The following is a 20,449-nucleotide window of genomic DNA, read 5'->3' on the forward strand; positions in this document are numbered from 1 at the left end:
ATTGTAAAAACTGATCCACTTGCGGCTTCAAGGTTTTTGCTGAATCAATATACAAGTATCCGATTTATTGATAACCAATCATTAGTTCTCTCTGCCATGACATGAGTCAGCTTTTCAATTGTCGATTTACTTTAAATATGGCAAGACCTTTTCCCCAAAAACTTCTATAAAATTTTGCTGGCTTAGGTTAACATTATGAAGATAAAGTTGTGAAACTCCTGCTTCAATATCTTTTGATAACCACTCCAAATGTTGATCGGCGCTGTCCGATATTCTTACCGAAGATTCCATATCCTCTGGCCTAACCACTTTTCCAGCTGCATCGAAGCCTTCCGGAGAACGAATATCTGCCAATAACGAGGACGCAAAAACATTATTTCGCCATTGATGATGCGCGCCTTGAAGTGCCTTTTCACAGGTAGTATCATAAGACAACTGAACTTTAAGGTACACCGGCTTATCCTCTCCTCCACCTTCTCTGAACGCTGCAATTATTTTTTTCAATTCTTCCGGCGGTCTGGACGTGGTGATCATGGCATCTGCCCAGCCACCGACCCAACGGGCAGTTTTTTCCGTCAGAGCAGCGCCTACCACGGCAGGCATATAACCAGGCAGCGTATATAATTTCGCATCGTAAACCTGAATTAGACCGTCATGTGTGACAGATTCACCCGACCACAGCGCACGCATTACGTCAACACATTCTTTTAATCGCCTGTTACGATCAATCTTCGACGGCCATTTTTCAGCTGTAACATGCTCATTAAGAAACTGTCCGCTTCCCACTGCGATCCAGAATCTATGTGGGAACATTTCGCAAAGCGTCGCGACTGCCTGTGCAATGATAGCCGGATGATAACGCTGCCCGGGTGCATTTACGATTCCAAAATGCAAATTGGTTGATTGCATGGCAGCTCCAAGCCAACTCCATGCAAAACCACTCTCACCCTGCGTTTCTCCCCAGGGAAAAAAGTGGTCGGAGCTCAACGCATTCGTAAATCCTTCTTGTTGAGCGAGTTTCGTGAAGTTAATTAGTTCGCTCGGTTTGAACTGCTCGTGAGAGGCGTGATAACCAATCTCAATTTTACTCATAATCCTTTTTGTTTAGTTCATTGATGATGGTTTTAGCCGCCAGATCCACTGTCATCAGCACAATCTCCTCGGGCGTACCATCGAAAACTTCCCTAACAGCGATAGAATTGTCTTTTATTATCAAGTGAAGGAAGATTGTACCAACTGGCTTTCGTGAAGATTCACTGCCTCCCGATGTTGTAAGCCCGGTAACAGCAACCTGTATGTCGGACCGGATTAGTTTTTTCAACCTGACAGCTAACTCCTTCGTGACCTCTGCGGATTCAGGAGTAAATTCTTCAATATACTCAGCAGTAATGCCCAGGACATCTTCTTTTACCTCGGCATCATAGCAGACCAGCCCTCCTTTCAGAACGCTGCCTGAATCTTCGGCTAATGAAAACTCAGCTGCCAAACGGCCCGCAGTTACGCTTTCGGCAAAAGCGATTGTCAATCCTTTTTCTTTTAAAAGTTTGCAGCAGTCAATAATGAGTTGTGATGGCATAACTGTAATGTTATAGTTAATGTGAAGGATATTCGTCGCAAGACATTTGAGGATTGTGGGAAAATCCAGGCAACTGCCAGGCTATTTATTCGGTAATCATTCGGTTCATTAAAATCCTAGGCTACATCGTATTTTTAGCTTTTAAAAATGGCAACGTTGCTTTTGCTCAGATGAGCTCCAATGACAAAACCTAGTCCCGCCAGAATCAAGATTCCAGCTGCAATAGCTATCCTTTCAGCCATTCGTGAATTTTTGGGAGGTAAAAAAACTACGCCATACTGATTAGTGATCGCCGGTTCAGATACATAACGCCCTTGCGAGGGTACAGCCTTTGCATCAAAATCAAAAGCCAGTTGCCTGAGATCCTGACGCATCTGTTCACCAAACATTGGCTTTCCATGGCCGGTTGCAACAACCTCAGGATTTAACAGAGCCAATGTCTCCACGGATTTTTTGGCGAGCTGCCAGTCGCAGGTGAAGTATTTGGGCGGCCCTGACAAAACCATAATTTGACTGAGCGCAGCCAGAGCCGATTCCTGCTTCGTTGTCACAAAGGCATCGCCGACGATCAGCACCTTGTCTTTTTCGCGCCATAAACTGATATGGCCGGGAGCATGACCGGGCGTATGGATATAACGCCATTCGGGTAGTACCGGAATTTCCATACTAAATGGAAGTGATTCCACCTCGCCGCTCATATTTAGTGGCTCAATCGGATAAAAGTCGGCCAAGGCAGACATCAATCCACCTCCAACCGTAGAATCAGCAGGCGGATACGCTGATTTCCCATTTAAATAGGGTTGTTCCAGATGATGTGCATAAACAGGAACCTTCCATTCGCGCACAAATTTTTCCAAAGATCCGACATGGTCAAAATGTCCGTGAGTAAGCACAATACCCTCAGGGACAACGTTATCACCGAATAGCTGCCCCGCTACATTTATTATTTTCTCATACCCGCTTTTGAGACCCGTATCAATTAGTACCCAGCCGTCAGCTGTTGAAACGAAATAAACGTTTACGAAAATATCCTTCATTCCCCAGACTCCGTCGGCCACTTCAAAATAATTTCCCTGAGCAATCTCACTTATTTCTTTCATCTCACCGATCATTTAGTTTCAAATAATTGACCGGCTGATGTATAAAATTGTGCCACTTAATATGGTATCCCGATATCACTGACTTTCAAAAATAAACTTTTCTACATATGCCATATCTCCCGCAATGCCTTTGGCAATAATGCCTGCCCGCACGGCCCTATCCCATGGTGGTAAAAACGAAATATCCAGATTCGAAATCTGCAATGAAGTAAAATCTAAGCCGTTGAGGCTGTAATGAAAACTAATTTCTGTATTGTTCTTAACTTTCATTTTCAAGAATAAATGCTTGCCCGCAGCGGCTACAAAAAATTTCCCCAGGATGGCACTGGCACCATCTTTCAGGAGAATAATATTGATACTGTCCTGTTTTACTGCCGCATAAATCAGGTTCTTTTCGTCCCCGATCAGTGCAACGCCGGTTTGAACATTTTTTGATAGAATCGTTTCCACAACCGCCTCGTAATTCTGACTATCAATTCGCCGGGCGATAAAGAGTTCGCGGGTATCTGTGATTGTAATTCCTAGCCGGCCATTTTTAATTTCAAACTCAGGTTTATTGAAAACTGACCAGCTCCATTGCAGATCAAGTTGATTTTTATCGAAATCATCGGTTACGGTATAAGTCACCTCCTCATTTGTCGGCGTGAGAAATTCATCGGTAAAGCGGATCCAGTTGTCGGCAGTAAATTCAAAGCCCCGCGCAAGCGCCTGACGGCCGGTATATTTGTTAGAAGCTTTGTCATAGGCGTGATACATAAAGTAATTTTTCCCATTGTACGTAACAGCCGTTCCGTGTCCCGGGCACATCCAGTCGCCCTGCCCAGCCAATATTGGGTTTCCGTTAAATTTTTCCCATGGCCCCATTAAATTTTTGGCGCGTGCAATGCCGGTAGCATAAGTGCAACCCGGACCGCAACATCCCGCTGCCGCATAAATCGAATAAAAATATCCGTTGTTTTTAATTACCGAAACACCTTCTATCAGATTGGCTTCCCATGGAACATCATTTCTAAAAAGCTCCTTTTTTTCGCCCGTCAGCGCAGTTCTCTCTTCATTCATAGGCTGGATCCAGATCGGGGTCGGCTTGCCTACGCTGTTTCCATCCTCTTTCCAAATCAGATGCAGTTTGTTATTTTCATCCCGTATAGGAAATCCGTCGATTGACCCAACTTCCTGGCAAACCAGTGGCCCATGATCTTTAAACGGCCCTTCCGGCGAATCAGCACTTGCTACCCCGACACACAGGTTGCCTCCATTTTTGTGTGCAGTATAATAGGCATATACTTTGCCATTTTCATAATTCAGTTCCGGTGCCCAGTAATAAAAATCTGCCCAGGCGGTAAGATCTGGGAAAATCGAACCAGTCTGCTGCCAGTTCCTGAGGTCTTTTGATTTCATGACCGGAAAAGCAGGAGCCCAGTTGGAACTTGTTGCAGCGGCATAATAGGTATCCCCAACTTTAATCACAGACGGATCGGCAAAATCACCGCGAATAACTGCCCGCTGCCCATTGGCAATTTGTACTGAAATCAGAAACAGCGCAATACATATTTTTTTCATGAATCAATCTTAATGAAACGTACAAAATGTTTGTAAAAGTGAAACAATCTCTATTCTCCAGAGGGAACCGCAATGGCCTGTCCTGTCGCGACCGGCTCGCCAAAGACCGGGATACCATCAGCAGTCCAGGTAAATTTTTGCATCCGAACGTTTCGTGAATTTCCACAACCTTGTCCGGCGGCAGAGTTTGCATGGTAAATAATCCAATCTTCCTTGCCATCTCTGGATTTAAAAAAGCTGTTATGCCCCGCCCCAAATGCATTCGCCGATGCCAAACCTGTAAAAACCGGTGCCGGCGTTTTCGTCCAGCTCGCCGGATCCAGGGGATTCGCTCCGTCCTGCAAACTCATTAGTCCAAGCGAGTACCGGTCATCGCCACAGAAGCTGGCGGAAAATACGAGATGGACTTTTCCTGTCGGACTTCTCACAATTTCCGGCCCTTCATTTACTGCAAAGCCATTCTTTTCCCAATCATACTGCGGAGAGGAAATTTTGACTGTCGGGCCGGTAAGTGCAATCGGGTTTCGCATTCGGGATATGTACAGGTTTTGGGTCAAATCAGTACTTCCTGCAACAAAAGGTCTGCCTGACCAGATCATGAAAAGTGTGGTATCCTTCTGAAATATGGTTCCGTCGATTGACCAGAGATCGGCTGGCTGTGTCATAAGTTGTCCTCTATCAATCCATGTTCCCTGAGTGGGGTCAGCGCTCGAATTTTCCAGTACCCACATCCGGTGCTCCCGATCGTCGCCGTTCGAGCCGGTGTAATAGATGTACCATTTGCTATTTAAAAAAAACAGCTCGGGAGCCCAGATATCCCTGGAATTTCCTCCTGTGGCAGGCGCAGTAAAAATTGTTACCGGCGTGGCATCTTTTAATTCGCTCATTTTGTCCGTTTTCCATATCTGAATCCGGTTGCCAAGTGTGTGCAAATAATAATAGGTCGAGTCTTTCTGGATAAGCCACGGATCCGGGGCAGCATTCAGCAGTGGATTTGTGAACGTCGTTTCCTGCTCCTTACCCGGCTTCGGCGCCTGCGACTCCTTTTTACAAGACGCATCGATGAATATCATCAAAACGCACCAGATCAATATTTGTCTGTACAAAACTTTATATCGCATAAACTGAATTTTTCTTAAATCAGAAAATAATTAGACGGATCAGTAATTCGGATTTTGTGTCAGATTTGGATTCAAATCGATATCTAATTGAGGAATTGGATACCACTCATCTCTCCCTTTCACAAAATTGGCAAATTCAGGATCCCGCACAGCCAGTTCCGGGCCCAGATCACCCCAGCGCTGTAAATCAGCGAATCGCCAGCCTTCCCCGGTCAGCTCCGTGATGCGTTCATGTTTGATCTGCTCCAAAAATTCGGCTTGGTCCAGCCCGGGCATCGTTTGCGTTAAAGGACTCAATCCGGCCCGGGCGCGTACCATGTCGACATAGGGATATGCCTGCTCCGTCTGCCCAATACCATTAAGTGCCTCGGCATACATCAGCAGAATATCTGCATAACGCAGAAATCTATGGTTATTTGGCGAACGGAAACCTTCCTCCGTTCTTCCAGGCTCGTTGTCATTTAATTGTTTTCTGAACCATACTGCGCCGCTTTCGCCTCCCGACGTACCATAACGGCTGGCAAAAGTTTGTCCATAAACTATTGTAAATTCCGGGCCGCGTACATCCGTCGAATCAAAAAGTAAAGTCGCTGCAAGCCTTGGATCCTGGGTATTCAGCGCCGTATTTTCTTCTTTAAATTCACCCACAAGCCAACGGCGTGCACCGCCATCGGAAAATCCTACTCCGCGTGGTGCATAAAACTGCGCAATAGACGTTCCGGTATTATTGATTCTGGTCTCATCTACATCGTCATCTGTATTTTCATTTGGATTAAAACTGAATTGAATTTCAAATACCGATTCGCTGTTGTTTTCAGTTGAAGCTTTAAAATTGTCCTGATAATTTGCAGTAAGTTCATACAGGCCATTTCCTTCACCAGTGACAAACCAGGCAAGTGCATCTGCGGCTTCCTGATATTTCCCTTGATGCAGATAAGTTTTACCCAATAAACCCATTGCCGAACCACGCGTAGCACGCCCAAGATCGTCGCCCGCGTAACTCAGCGGCAAAGTGGTTGCAGCTTGTGCCAGGTCATTTTCAACCTGTGCCCATGCTTCTGCATTCGTTGCATTTGCAGGACGGTCGGTTGGGTCGGATGGTTCGAGGACGAGAGGAGGCCGGCCAAAATACAAAGTGAGGTTAAAATAAAACACAGCGCGTAAAAATTTTGCTTCGCCGATCAGACGGTTTTTCAGCGTTTCGTCCATATCAATCGCTGGCACATACGCAATCACCTGATTGGCACGAAAAACGCCAATGTAAAGGTTTTGCCAGGTCCCGGAAGTAAGTCCCTCGTTGTAATTGGTCTGGTTGAAACTCATGACATTGTTCAATGTAATGTCACCGCCCGAGCCATAACCTTCGTCTGAACGGAGCATACCGTGATAAAACAGAAACCGGGAATAAAGCGTGGCAGTCCGGTGAAAGGTACTGTAAATTGCATTGACCCCCTTTATGGCATCTGTCTCACTTGTCCAGAATGAAGCAATGGTTGGATTGTTCGGATTGGGCTGATCAAAATCGCGGTCACAGGCTGTGGTAACCAGCAGAATAAATGAGGCTAGAAAAAATATCGTTTTCATTTGAATGTTCTTTTGAGATAAAATGGACCGCTGATTAAAAACCCAGATTCAGGCCAACAGAAATAATGCGCGAAGAGGGATAACTTCCCAGATCCACCCCCGGTTCCAGATTAAAATTTGCGCCGACCACATCCGGGTCAAGTCCGGTATATTTTGTTAAAGTCAGCAGGTTTTGCGCGCTGATATTCACCCGGGCATTGCTCACTGACAGTTTCCCAGTAATTTTTTCAGGAATCGTATAAGAAATTTCGACATTTCTTATTCTTAGGTAAGAGCCATTTTCCAGCCAACGGTCCGTATTGCCACGCACATTTGAAATAATACCCTGATCAGCACTGGCGGGGTCGCCCGCCGAGCCTGTCGCGTATGAAACACCAAGTCTTGGAAAGTCAGTATCTGTATTGTCGGGTGTCCATGGATCGATACCACGGCGGTAATTGGAATAACCCATACCATCGATTTCCCTTCTCACGTCATTATATAATTTTTGACCGAACGCTCCATAAAATTGAACATTCAACGCAAAGCCCGACCAGGTTCCGTTAAGGATTAACCCAGTTGTTAATTTCGGCCAGGGCGTTCCGGCAAACGTGCGGTCGCGGTCATTGATATCGTTGTTTGTTCCCTGATCAATGCGGTTAACATACCTGATATCGCCAGGCTTGGCATAAGCCGCCTGGGCGCCGTGTGCCTGAACTTCTTCATTGCTTTGAAATAATCCGTCAGTCTTGATCAGGTAATATTCCCCAATCGAGCGACCAACCTGTGAGCGGGTATTACCCGACTGGATATAATTTCTGGGCTCACCCGTTTCCTCATCTACACCCAGATTACCCAGACTGAGCAGCTTATTTCTGATTATACTGAAATTAGGCGCAACACTCCATGTAAAGGCTCCGGATGTCTGGCGGTAGGCGATGTCTAGCTCGACACCCTTGTTTTCTATTGAACCAATATTGACCAATGGATCACCCTGTAAATTTCCGATATAAAGCGGCAACGGCAGGGATAGCAAAACATCTTTTGCAACCGACCGGAATGCGTCGATGGTGATCGCGAGTTTGTTATTAAAAAGCACCAGATCCGCACCGATATTGGTAGTCGCTTTTTGTTCCCATTTTATATCTTCGTATACGAGCCTTGCCTGCGTCGCTCCTGGGAATTCAGTTTGTTCAGTTCCAAAAACTGCTCGCGGCGCCTGATTTAGAAAGCCTGTAAACTGATAGTTACTCAAATTTGCCGAACCCAATACGCCGTACGAGCCTCTCAATTTAAACTCGGTAATGATATCGGATTTAAAAAACTCCTCATTGCTGATCTTCCAGGAAGCCGCAGCAGAGGGAAAATATCCGGTACGGTGCGCAGGAGAAAACCTAGAATCTTTATCAGCCCGGAATGTAAATGTCAGGTAATATTTTTCTGCAAAATTATAATTAAGCCTGCCTAATGCAGAATTGATAAGTGTCTGAGAACGTGTTCCACTGGCGGTCATTCCTCCGCTTGCTGAATTAATGGTTGTGAAATAATCGCCACCGTAAACACCGAGCTGTAATCTGCGACCGCCCAGGGCATCGTTACGGATGGTTTGCTGCGTATAACCAACCACGCCATTCAAAGTATGCTTGTTAAAAGTAAAATTGAAATTCAGCGTATGTTCGAAGAGATAACTCAAAAACTGTGCACGGTTTTCACCTACGCTACTAAAATCAGGAGACTGGTTCCAGTACCAAAGCCCATCTTTCCGCACATCATTGGTTTTATCAAAACTGGTCTCGAAACCCGCGTTGAAGCGATAACTTACACCTTTTAAAATCTTATAGTCCAGGTAAGCATTGCCCAGCACTTTAAAAAAGTTAGAGGTGGTTTTTGTAATATCATTAACAGCTACCTGGTTCCTGGAAAATGACCGGGCATTGAATGACCCATAACCCCAGCCTCCCGGATTGGAAGTACTTACCAGGTCGCCATTCTGAACGGGAATGATCGGCAAGCTGGTCCACATATCATACCAGGCATTTCCTTCTGCGAAACCACCCTGAAAAGGCGCATTTCGTTCGGTACTGGAAATCATCAGGTTTTCACCAAATGTGAATTTATTTCGCGTTGCTTCGGTATTGATCCGCATGGAACCCCGCTTGAAATTACGAGCTTTCAGCACACCTTCATCTGCGAAATAAGATCCGGATATCAGATATTTGCTATCTTTTCCACCTCCTGACAAGCTCACATTATAGTCCTGAATACTTCCGGTATGAAGCAGTTCATCGGCCCAATTGGTATCAACGGCTCCGTTATAACCCGAAACGGCAGGCTGCAACGCATAACCCGCTGCCTGGTAAGCGCGCGTATTGGTTGCGACATATTCTGCGGCATTCATCATATCCCATCTTTTTGGTAACGACGATATTCCGACGCGAACGGATGCATCCACCTTTAACGCTCCTTCCTTGCCTTTTTTTGTAGTGATAATGATGACACCGTTTGCAGCCCGGGAACCGTAGATTGCAGCAGCAGATGCGTCTTTTAAAACCTGGATTGTTTCTACATCATTCGGGTTCACGGTCGTATTCGCGTCTGCTAACATACCGTCGATCACATAGAGCGGGCTTGCGTTTCCGAAAAGTGTACTTAGCCCGCGGATATTTACCACCGCCTCCTGTCCTGGCGCGCCACCGTTCCGAACCGCAACGCCGGGCGTCATTCCCTGCAATGCTTCCGGTACCGAGCGCGCAATACGCTTGCTCGTGTTTTCGGCATCGATGACTCCCGTTGCGCCAGTCAGGTCCGACCGCCGGACAGATTGATAACCGATCACGACAAATTCTTCCAGATTTTGAGCGTCTTCCGCAAGCTGGATTGTGTAAGTTGACTGCTCCGATACCGGCATCTCGGAAGTTAAGAACCCAATAAAAGATATCCTCAGAATTTGACCATTTTCTGCTGTTAGCGAAAACTTCCCGTCGGCATCCGTAATGGTTGCGGAATTAGTGCCGACGATAATCACCGTGGCTCCGGGCAGTGTCTCACCGGTGGCTGTTTGAACGACGCCGGTAATTTCCCGGCTTTGTGCAGATGCGATCCAGTGGAAAAGTAAGAGGAAAATCACCATCTGAATCAGCGTATAACGATTTGGCATGATTAATAAATTTGGTTTAAGTAAATTGACAAAGGCAAGCGTATGCGGAAAAGAAATGGAACGCGGATTGTAAAAAACTATGCCATTGTAATTTCCTACAATGGCATATTTTCCTGTAATTGATTTTCGTTATTGATTGGATTAATCGCGGAAGTTGTGACCGGCAAAAACATTGAAAAAATCCTGTTTCACCGGCCAATACGAAGTTTTAAAATTGACGGTCTAATAAATTTGCATCAACCGTTATGGTAATCAGGAAAGCTTCATCAGAAATATTTTACGCGCAAAATGTAAGTTTAGCTGACCGAAGGCGAGGACAACATTACCCTTAGCAATTCTGTTAATGCGGCGAAGTCTACGGGTTTGACAAGATGCGCGTCGAACCCGGCCTCAATCGCCAGACGTCTGTCCTCCTCCTGGCCATACCCGGAGAGGGCAATTAAAGGAAGCAAAAGCCCGTAGCCAGAGCGAAGCAGCGCCGCCGTTTGATAACCGTCCAGGTCTGGCATAGCAAGATCCAGTATTACCAAAGCGGGATTTAGTACGGCAACAATATCCAATGCCTCACGGCCTCCATGGCAAGTATGGGCTTGGTATCCATTCAAAGTCAAAAACATGCCCAGCGTGGTAGCTGCATCCTTATTATCATCAACAACCAGAATAACTTTCCCGGATATCGTTTTTGTGGTTTCATTCATGTTCTGGTTTTTAAAAGTGGTAACTGGATGATAAATTCACTGCCCATGTTCGTCCCTTCACTGCGGGCTTCGACCCTCCCACCATGTTTTTCAATAAATTCCCGCACAAGTGTCAGGCCCAGACCGAGCCCCCCCTGCGAACGCGTACGTGATGCGTCGACCTGGGCAAACAAGCCGAAAATATGTTCAAGTTGATCAGAAGGAATACCAATCCCATCGTCCCGAACCCTCAATAATGCCATATCACCTTCCTGGGCCAGGTCGATCCAGATCTGCCCGCCCTCGTGTGTAAATTTCGTGGCATTGGTCAAAAGGTTACGAACTACCTGCGTCAATCGTGTAGCGTCTCCTTCCAGTAATAAAGGTGCATCAGTCAGCGTAGAAAGAAGCGTGCGTCGAGCATTGTCTATCACCGGGCGTGTTGCTAAAAGTGCTTCTTCTACAAGTCGTTTTAAATTAAGAGTTTCGAGTTTCAACACAATTTTACCCTGATTAATGCGGCTCACGTCCATGAGGTCATCTACGAGCCTTACCAGCTGGACCATTTCGCGCCGCATCATGGCAAGAGCCGTTTCCAAAGGCAGTATCTCTTGCTGGCCACCTGTTAATTCCAGGATCATCAGCGTATTGGACAAGGTTGCCATCGGGTTTCGGAGTTCATGGGCAAGCAGTGCCAGAAATTCATCCTTCCGACGGTCAGCTTCCCACAATGCTTCCTCTGCTTGCTTGCGATGCGTAATATCGAGCACAAACTCCACATATTCCCTCTGACTCAACCGTGTACCAGCAAACAGGCCCCACCAGCGGGAGCCGTCCGGCCGTTGGAGCTGCTTTTCGTATGGCGTGCTCCGACCTATGGATCTAAGCTCCTTCAACGCTTGAAGCGTCCTGGGCATCCATTCGGGAATAGTCATTTCGCTGGTATTTATTTGTCGTGTTTCCACAGCCTCAGCTGAAAATCCGCTAATGGCAAGAAATGCCTCATTGGCGCCGGTAAATGTTCCTGCTTCATCGAAGAAAAGTACGCCCACAGTCGGAATCTGCAACGCTAGCTGCAAACGCTCCTGTGATTTTTGCAAAGCCTGTTCGGCATTTTTTTGAGCCGTCAGGTTTCGCATTACTTTCAATACGCCGATTACATCTCCGGAATCATTGACAAGCGCAGTTGTAACGCCGGATCCATAGAATCTTGAACCGTTTTTTCGCATGTGCCAACGTTCGTTTTGAGCACGCCCCGTATCAAGCGCTGTCTGCACTTCATGCTCCGGTGCGCCTTTTGCGCGGTCCTCCGGCACGAAAAATATATCCACTGATAATCCGATTATTTCGTCTTCGGAATAACCCATCATCTTTTCAGCACCGGCATTCCAGCTTCTAATGCTGCGGTCAGTATCGAGGGTAATAATTGCATAGTCCTTCGCACTCTCCAGAATGGCGCGCTGACGTTGCTCGCTCTGACGCAGCGATTCTTCCGCCTGTTTCCGGTCTGTAATATCAAACATAACGCCACTCATGCGCACGGGCTCCCCATGCAGCGTCTCTGTAACCCGACCATAGCCACTCATCCAGCGGACAGCTCCATTATCGCCACGTAATATCCTGAAATCAGTATTATACAAGCCGTTTTCAGCAATAGCTCTGTTCAGATCGCCGGTTATTCGTGAAAGGTCGTCCGGATGAACCTTATTAAGAAACGAAGCTGTGAGCTGAACCTTTTCTTCAATCTCCATCCCCAAAAGGCGGAAATGATGCTCATTCCAGATGACCTCCCCGGAAATGAGGTTCCATTCCCAGGTTGCGAGTTGCGTCGCGTCAATAGCGAAACGAAGCCGCTTTTCTGAATCAGCTAACGCCTCAACAACTTTCAAGCGCTCCTTCACCTCATTATGCCTGGAAATGATAATGGCTGCTGTCTGGGTTACCGAGTTTGCGAAAGATAAATCGTGGCTACTTGCCATGCGAGGTCCGTTGAAATACATGATAAAAGTTCCAACAATTATCCCTGAATGCGTTTCGATGGGAAATAGCCACCATCCATGAAAACCATAATCTTTTGCCAATTGCAGACAATGATCCCAGTCAGAATCTTCAAAAACGTCGTTTATTATCACTGGCTGGTTCGAAGAAACTGCTAAACAATCCTTCGCCGATTCTCCCAGGCGCTCAACCTCGCTCAAATATGCCTCAGGCATATTTCCTGCTTTGTAAACCGGATGCACCCTTGCATCATGCTGGTCGACAAGGTAAAAGGCCGCCCGAATTCCATTATTTCGTTTTTCACCGATGATACTGTTGATCAGGATATCAAGTGACCCTTCAAGCGAAGCTCCGTTGATGGCTGCCTGAAAGGCCTCTTTCTGGCTCTTAAGCATGGCCTCATTTTCGCGCAGCGCCTCCTCAGCTTTCGCACGCTGAACCGAGGCCCAGGTACGCTCTGCTACCTCTTCGACAAGTGATATTTCAAAAGCACTCCAATGACGCGGTTGGTTTTGATGTATTTTAACCGCCGCCACCCAATTCCCCTCCTTGTTGAGCGGAGTGGTTATAAATGCCCGGAGACCAATATCGAGGAAAGCAGTTTTTTCAGTTGATGTAATCCGACTATCTTCCATTACATCCGCAACAACCATTGTCTGCCCTTTCATTCCTGCATCAATCAGCCATTGCCCGAATTTTGCTGTTGGAAATTTTCCGATGACAGGGACAGTATCCGGGGAAGCCAGGTAATTCTGTGCAATGATATATTCGCTACCATTTCCAACGACTTCCGCATACAACACACGGTCTGCAACTAATTCGTTACCAAGCAAATGTGCTGCCTGTTGCTGAATAACAAGCGGATCTTCCAAATCCCTGAGCTTATCGCTGAATTCCAGCAAAAAAACTTGCCTTTGGTCTGCATGTTTACGACTTGTAATATCCCGCGCGGTGCCAAACCACTCTGTGATTTCACCTTGCCTGTCCAACACCGGGACGGCCCTGGAAAATGCCCAACCAACCGAACCATCGGCGTGATATAGCTGATGTTCAAGCTCAAAAATACATTTTCCCGCGATGGCGTTTTCAATAGCGGCTTTTATCCTTGGCTGCTCAGTTTTCGGAATATATTGTTCAAACCAATCCGGATTCGAGTATGTCGAGTTGGCAAGAAACTCTGAGCCTTTCATGTTAATCATCATCTTCCAGTCCGGACTCATTTTATAAAGAGCGTCAGAGCTGAGCGCAGCCAGCATACGGAATTGGTTTTCAGATTGAAGAAGTGCGTCATACGACTGCGGATCGTGCTCAGTGTTCATACCGTATTTTTAAAATATTTTTTATCTTCTTATGGAAGGTGTTTATTGTCATGAAATGATACGAGGATCAAAACTTTGTAAATGACTTAAAAAATCGGTTATCCGTTCGGGAAAGATCAATGCTCAAAATCACATCAGTGAAAAAAAACTGAATTATATATTTTCACTACAATAAACGATCCAGTGGATAGGAACATTTGGTATAGATATTACTTGCCATATAAATTCAGATTCTCATCAGGCTTTCAGATTAAAATCCTGATATTCAATAATTTTTACACTTGTAAAAATTGTTTTTTTACGATCATAGAAATGAAATGCCATTTTTCGGACTGAGCTCGAAGTCAATAACATGTGCCTGATAGGGTTCAAAGAGTTAATTCCGCAGCGATATATAAATATGAGATTTGAACAACTATAAGGAATCTCACTTGGGGGTGCGTACTCTACATGAGTAACGGAAAAATCAGTAATCTTACCTAGCACTTAGTCACTCGAACCTATTTGATTAAGGAATAATTTGATCAACACGATACCACCGGTAACCATATCCAGCCAATGACACATTAAACGTGCCACCATCCGGTTTCATATCCTTTGGTTCCGGCATCAGGTCATACAGGATTCTGGCTTTTCCGGAAGGAACGGAAGCACTTTTAGGCTGATCACTAAAATTATGTACGATAATCAGAAACTGTCCATTATATTCATAACGAATCGCCAGTACGTCCGGTGAGCTGACATCTAAAACGGTGTAAGTTCCAAGACCAATCTCAGGAGAGGATTTTCGAAGACGGATCATCCGGGCATTCCAGTTCAGCAAAGATGACTGATCGCGTGTTTGCGCTGCCACGTTTAATTTTTGAAAACCATAATCACCCTGGTTAATTACCGGCCGGATGGCGGTGTCGGCAGATGTGAATCCTGCATTTTTTTCGTCCGTCCATTGCATGGGTGTTCTGACAGATATACGCTCTTTCAAACTAAGGTCATCACCCATCCCAAGCTCTTCTCCATAACGAATTACCGGCGAACCGGGCAATGAATATAACAAACTGTAAGCCAACTCGATATGATTTCTGTTATTTCCCAGCATCGGAGCCAGTCGCCGGCGAATACCGCGATCATATAACTGCATATTTTTGTCCGGCCCAAACTTTTTGTACACTCCGTCTCGCTGTTTGTCCGTCAACCTACCAAGATCAATCTCATCATGGTTTCGCAAAAAATGTGCCCACTGCGACGCCTCCGGAATTTTCTTTGTCTGTTCAATGGCTGTTTTAAATGGTTTGAGATCCCCGGTTGCCAGTGCATAAAAAAGATACTGGTTGGCATAAAAGTTAAACATCATCTGAATACCTTCACCATTCTTTCCGAAATAATTCTGATTTTCCTCTGGGTCCACGTTCGCTTCTCCCAAAATGGCTGCATCCGATTTTCTGGACTGTGCAAACTGACGGATGTCGGTCAAGAAATCATAATCAAGTTTCGGCTTTTCGCTGCCTGTTTTGGGCACCTCAATAATAAACGGAACTGCATCCAGCCTGAAACCAGCGATGCCCTGATTGAGCCAATACCCAATAATGCGCTGGCTTTCTTGCACGACCTCGGGATTTGAAAAGTTAAGATCTGGCTGGAAATTGTAAAAACGATGGTAATAATACTCATTTGTTTTATTGTCAATTGTCCAGACCTCTTTCTGAACGCCGGGAAAAACCATTCCTATTTCTGCATCTTTTGGCCGGTCTTTTGACCAGATATACCAGTCGCGGAACTTCGAAGTTTTGGTTTCACGCGAGTTCAGAAACCATGGATGCTGATCGGAAGTATGGTTGATTACCAAATCCATAATGACTCTTATTCCGCGTTTCTGCGCCTGGTGCATAAATTCGACAAAATCCCCGCTGCTTCCCAATTTTTCATCAACACCATAGAAATCAGCAACGTCGTATCCATCATCTTCGCCGGGCGAAGGCTGAAACGGTGCAAGCCAGATTGCGTCGATACCCAGCATTTTCAGATAATCCAGCTTTTGTATCAGCCCGTTAAAATCGCCACGTCCATCGCCGTCACTATCTTTGAAAACACCTATTTCCAGATTGTAAATTACGCTGTTTTTATACCAGAAGTTTTCCTTTACCTGCACATCCGCTATCTTATTTTGTGATAGCGTCAATCCAGGAATCAGAAAACCAGCCAATAAAAATGAGAGAAAAATGTTTTTCATAATTTTGAGTTATATAAAATTAAATATTTGACTCAGCCCACACTGATGTTAATATTTTAATTATTTTACTGCCTGAATAAACTTACTGTGATTACAATTTTCACATCGTCGCCCTTCGTGTTTTTCTTTGGAAACTTTCCCACATTCCTCGCAAACCAGATCGTCGCAAACTTCACTTAACTCTGCCTGATACTCCTTGTCCCAAATTGGTAATATTGGTAATCCTGGAACTATGTTATCGTTTTTGATCAAAGTAAATGTTCCTGCGGCTTCAAAGTAAAGCCTTTTTACTTCGCCAAGATGGTTTAAGCTGTCTCCTCGAAGTTGAGAAAAAGCACGTTCCCGCGTAATGCCTGCCTTTTTCATTTCATGTAATTTCAGGCAGCCGTCTTCAATTAACATGGTAATATTCCCTTGGGTCAAAGTTTCGGTTTTTTCATTACGGGACGACAGCCGCGCGACAAGTTGCTGAATGGAAATAACAATTGCAGCAATAACGACAATAGCAAGAATTCCCCGATCCGACGACTGCAACGGCACCCCGATAGCTGCGGCCAGAGAGACCATGCCGATCATTTCATTACGGCTCAATTGTGAAGCCATTCTTTTGCCCATTAGCCTCATAGACACCATCAATACGAGGTATATAATGGCAATTCTAATTATTACTTCCGGATAAAAATCGATGGGAACATCTCCGATAAATATCCTTTGCCAATCATTTATTTTAATATCTTCCGATTTCATTAATTTTCAGTTTGGGATGTTAAAGTTACTGTCGCGACCACCCAGTCGTTGGCTTCACAATTATTGCAAGACTGACTCTCAGTTTCATTAAATTTCACGTTTCCGCAGACCGTACATGCATGGGCACCTTCAACAATTTCTTGTAAATAGCCATTGATTCCCTGATCAGAGGGTGGAAATATCTGTAATCCGGGAGAAGTTTCGTCTTTCCTGTAAATGCTAAAAACCCCACACGCTTCAAAATACACGCGACCTACATCACCCAGGTTGTAAATACTTTTTCCTCTGATTGCCGAAAAAAGCTGCTGCCGGGAAATTTTTGACCTTGACATTTCCTTTAACTGAATCACGCCATTCTTGACCAGGGTACCGGTAGTTCCCTGGCTTAGCCGCTCGAACTTACGACTGCTAAACTCAGCTAAATTGAGCCCTCTCTGAAAAATTAATGCGCAAATCAGTATCATAATTCCCATTAGTACACCGAGTTGCGGAATCTGCATAGCAGGGGAAACAATCGCACCGAGCGTAACCATCACAGCCAGCTCAGAAACCGTCAATTGCCCTCCCATTCTTTTGCCCATCAGCCTGACAATGACTAGTAAAACGACGTACATGATAGCCGTCCGGAGAAAAACTTCCACCAAAAACTCCATGGGCGCCTCCCCGAAAAGAATACGATTCCAGTCCCACGGTTCAATATCTTCCTTTTTCATTTAATTTATTTAAGAAAGCTGCCGCATGGTATTAAAAGTATGCCAGTATTATGATGTTTTTAGAAGAGATGGATTTAATACTGTTTTGATAAAGAGTACGCAGCTAGTAATTTAATCAAGCTCCGGGAGGATTTTATTCGTTCTCATCAATGGTGCTTCCTATGCGCAATGCAGCGGCCAATGCCGAGAGCAGTGAGGACATTTCTCCTTCGGCTCCGATGTCCGGAACGATAAATAGTACTTTGGCAGCTACTGCTCCCATTTGAGAATAAACCGTTGCAGAATCGGCGGGATCAGCCTGAATCAGCGTTTTTAATTTTTGCAGCTCCTGAGCAACTGGTTTAGTGTTCTCACTTTCTGAGAGCGGAGTTATCCATTGGTCAATTAAGGCAATCCCAGCCTCCGCAGTGGGCGATTCTTCACCACCCATCAGCAAGTTGGTAGTTGTTTCTATCAATTCCGTAGTATCCGCAAGACTTTTCATATTTGATTCATCATTTATGTTGAACGCTAATTTATATACGTGGGAAAGTTAAATTTTAGAAACCAAGCAGTTTCAGATTGAACCCGTACCCTGAGAAAATTAACTAATTGTGGCCACTTACAATAAATATCATGCCGATCTGATGCTCGCATATGCAACGGCCACCTGGTAGCAGTAATGTTTATTAAATATGTTCTGAAATACAATTATCCAAGGGATACACGACTGACCAGCGACATCCCTTGAATATCCATATCCGTAAACCGAAGGCTACATTTCCTTCGAAGACAGCAAACCCGGCCGCACCTGAAGAACACCTGTCTGCGGATCGATCAGTCCGTTCCGCTCCTCTTCGATATCGGTTGCCTGCGTGTAGACGTCACCTGCAATAGACCGTTTTCTGAGCTCTTGCTTAAAGAGATCAATTTGAATCGCCCTGTCATCGTCGTCTTTTGGCCCACCATAGTCCCTGAAACCAAATCCTCCCCATTCACTTACGATCAACGGCACCTGTTTTCTATAAAAAAACGGATCTCCGACAACAAGCGGAAAAGCGGCGACGGTCTGCATGTTGCCCGCAGTAAGCTCATCAAGTACCCTTTGCCATTGTTCAAGTTCCGGGGTATACAAATGCGCACTTAGTAGGTCCGATTTCAGCCTTCCTTCGCAGGAAATATGCTGCCAGCCATCATTGTCTACGACAAGGAATTGCGGATAGGCAATTTTCATGAAATGGTACACATCGATAATATACTGACGTGTTTCGGCATTACTGGCGATATCCTGTGCTCCCCAGTCCTCATTATAAAGGCTCCAGATGACAACTGACGGATGAGTTCCAATCAGCGTAAGCATACGCAAAAGTTCTGCACGGTGGTTTTCGCGGCTTTTTCGGGTCGACTGGTGCGGACTCGGAACTTCAACCCACAACAAAAGTCCGATTTTGTCAGCAAGTTTGTATACCCGCGGGTCCACGCCGGCAATATGTATTCTGACCAAATTACATCCCAGCTCTTTGATAGCAACCAGATGTTTTTTTATCTGATCATATGTCGAATTACCTGGCTGGTATAAAATGCCATCCATATAAATCGGTTCATTATTCAGGTAAAGCCGACTACCCCTTGCTTCGAATTTCCTGAGTCCGAACTTAGTTTGAATTTCAGATACAGATCCCTTGTGATCAATCAATTGTGCCACCAAACGGTATAAGTTCGGAGAGTCTACGGACCAATATAAGGCTTCATCCAGGTTGACCACAAGCCGTTGCGCTTTTTGTCCTGCTTCCAGCACCAGGTCATATTCATCTTCCGCCACGGGATCGGCATCACCACCGACCTGAAAAATTGACAATTTTATTTTGTATTCGCCCGGATCGTGAATACGCGTCGTCAGCGTAAAACGAACAAGATCATCCTCAATGATACTGACAACACCTACCCTTGACCGTAAACGATTTCGCTCTACTCTTTCAAGCCAAATGCTACGGACAGCGCCGGTAAATGTCTGATACCAGATTCCTCCGCGTTTGTAAACATGTGATTCCTGTTTCCCACGTGGGATATCCGCATCCATACTACTGCAAATCCTGACTGTGAGCCGGTTGACTGGCTGCAAAGCTTCCAGTTCGTAAGAGAAAGAGGTATATTCCCCAAGGTGTATTTCTTCCCCTTCAATGGTTGAAAGCAGAATACCATTCAACCAAACCTGAGTCTGGTAGCCGCAAGCGCCAAAAGTAAGTTGAAGGATTGTGTCGCTAGCCTCATCTGACAACGAATGCTCTGACAGTTCAAAATCCCGTTCATACCAGACAACGATCTGATCTTTCCAGGAAGAACCGTCATCCTGCGTTTTAGCCAGATGCTGCTCAACACTGCCTGGCCAATCAGCTGTTTGCGTAAAATCATGCTGTGTATACCAACTTTCAACGATACCACGGTCATCAGAATCGATCTCAAATTTCCATTCTCCATCCAGCAAAACATATTCGTTTGGCCGGAGAACAGCCCTGGGAATATCTTCGTGAATTATTCCAGCGTCCAGCGACGCTTCCTTACTTTCAGACGAACCGTAATTGGTATGATTTTGCATTTTTACTTGTTTTCAGATTTTTCGATCCAGAAGTCCAGTGAATGGGTATTCGGGAAAATATATTTGACCACAAGTAAATAGTTATGCCACGTTCTCTGACATCAAGTGATTGTTAT

The 20,449-nt window shown here is 45.3% G+C and carries 14 protein-coding genes; all 14 read right to left on the reverse strand.

What is annotated here, in order from left to right; all coding sequences use genetic code 11:
- Positions 1-126: 126 nt before the first annotated feature.
- Entirely contained in the window at positions 127-1,092 is a 966-nt protein-coding gene (locus tag L0657_RS22165; protein ID WP_235152955.1) for a TIGR03885 family FMN-dependent LLM class oxidoreductase, read from the reverse strand.
- Positions 1,085-1,576, reverse strand: coding sequence for a CinA family protein (locus L0657_RS22170; RefSeq protein ID WP_235152956.1), 492 nt, complete (start codon positions 1,574-1,576; stop codon positions 1,085-1,087). The genes L0657_RS22165 and L0657_RS22170 overlap by 8 nt, the downstream gene beginning before the upstream one ends.
- A gap of 134 nt (positions 1,577-1,710) precedes the next feature.
- Positions 1,711-2,676, reverse strand: a complete 966-nt coding sequence (locus tag L0657_RS22175) for an MBL fold metallo-hydrolase (protein WP_235152957.1) — start codon at positions 2,674-2,676, stop codon at positions 1,711-1,713.
- A gap of 75 nt (positions 2,677-2,751) precedes the next feature.
- Positions 2,752-4,236 (reverse strand): family 43 glycosylhydrolase, encoded by a 1,485-nt coding sequence (locus L0657_RS22180; protein ID WP_235152958.1) that lies wholly within the window; start codon positions 4,234-4,236, stop codon positions 2,752-2,754.
- A 50-nt stretch (positions 4,237-4,286) separates the two neighbouring features.
- Positions 4,287-5,357, reverse strand: coding sequence for a family 43 glycosylhydrolase (locus L0657_RS22185; protein WP_235152959.1), 1,071 nt, complete (start codon positions 5,355-5,357; stop codon positions 4,287-4,289).
- A gap of 39 nt (positions 5,358-5,396) precedes the next feature.
- Entirely contained in the window at positions 5,397-6,941 is a 1,545-nt protein-coding gene (locus L0657_RS22190; protein ID WP_235152960.1) for a RagB/SusD family nutrient uptake outer membrane protein, read from the reverse strand.
- A gap of 34 nt (positions 6,942-6,975) precedes the next feature.
- Positions 6,976-10,077 carry a TonB-dependent receptor gene (locus tag L0657_RS22195; protein WP_235152961.1) on the reverse strand — a complete coding sequence of 1,034 codons (3,102 nt, stop codon included), beginning with the start codon at positions 10,075-10,077 and terminating at the stop codon, positions 6,976-6,978.
- Positions 10,078-10,373: 296 nt separating this feature from the next.
- The gene (locus L0657_RS22200) at positions 10,374-10,775 is read right to left on the reverse strand and encodes a response regulator (RefSeq protein ID WP_235152962.1); all 402 of its coding nucleotides are present in this window, start codon (positions 10,773-10,775) and stop codon (positions 10,374-10,376) included.
- Positions 10,772-14,071, reverse strand: a complete 3,300-nt coding sequence (locus L0657_RS22205) for a PAS domain S-box protein (RefSeq protein WP_235152963.1) — start codon at positions 14,069-14,071, stop codon at positions 10,772-10,774. Before L0657_RS22205 ends, L0657_RS22200 begins: the two co-directional genes overlap by 4 nt.
- Positions 14,072-14,579: 508 nt before the next feature.
- Complete coding sequence (locus L0657_RS22210; protein ID WP_235152964.1) at positions 14,580-16,298, reverse strand: alpha-amylase family protein; 1,719 nt, start codon at positions 16,296-16,298, stop codon at positions 14,580-14,582.
- 60 nt (positions 16,299-16,358) lie between these two features.
- Positions 16,359-17,045 carry a DUF421 domain-containing protein gene (locus L0657_RS22215; RefSeq protein ID WP_235152965.1) on the reverse strand — a complete coding sequence of 229 codons (687 nt, stop codon included), beginning with the start codon at positions 17,043-17,045 and terminating at the stop codon, positions 16,359-16,361.
- Positions 17,045-17,758 (reverse strand): DUF421 domain-containing protein, encoded by a 714-nt coding sequence (locus L0657_RS22220; RefSeq protein ID WP_235152966.1) that lies wholly within the window; start codon positions 17,756-17,758, stop codon positions 17,045-17,047. Before L0657_RS22220 ends, L0657_RS22215 begins: the two co-directional genes overlap by 1 nt.
- 133 nt (positions 17,759-17,891) lie before the next feature.
- Entirely contained in the window at positions 17,892-18,242 is a 351-nt protein-coding gene (locus tag L0657_RS22225) for a hypothetical protein (RefSeq protein WP_235152967.1), read from the reverse strand.
- Between the two features lie 270 nt (positions 18,243-18,512).
- Complete coding sequence (locus L0657_RS22230) at positions 18,513-20,333, reverse strand: glycoside hydrolase family 2 protein (protein WP_235152968.1); 1,821 nt, start codon at positions 20,331-20,333, stop codon at positions 18,513-18,515.
- Positions 20,334-20,449 lie beyond the last annotated feature (116 nt).

This window comes from Dyadobacter sp. CY345 (genome assembly GCF_021502725.1).
Lineage (GTDB): Bacteria > Bacteroidota > Bacteroidia > Cytophagales > Spirosomataceae > Dyadobacter.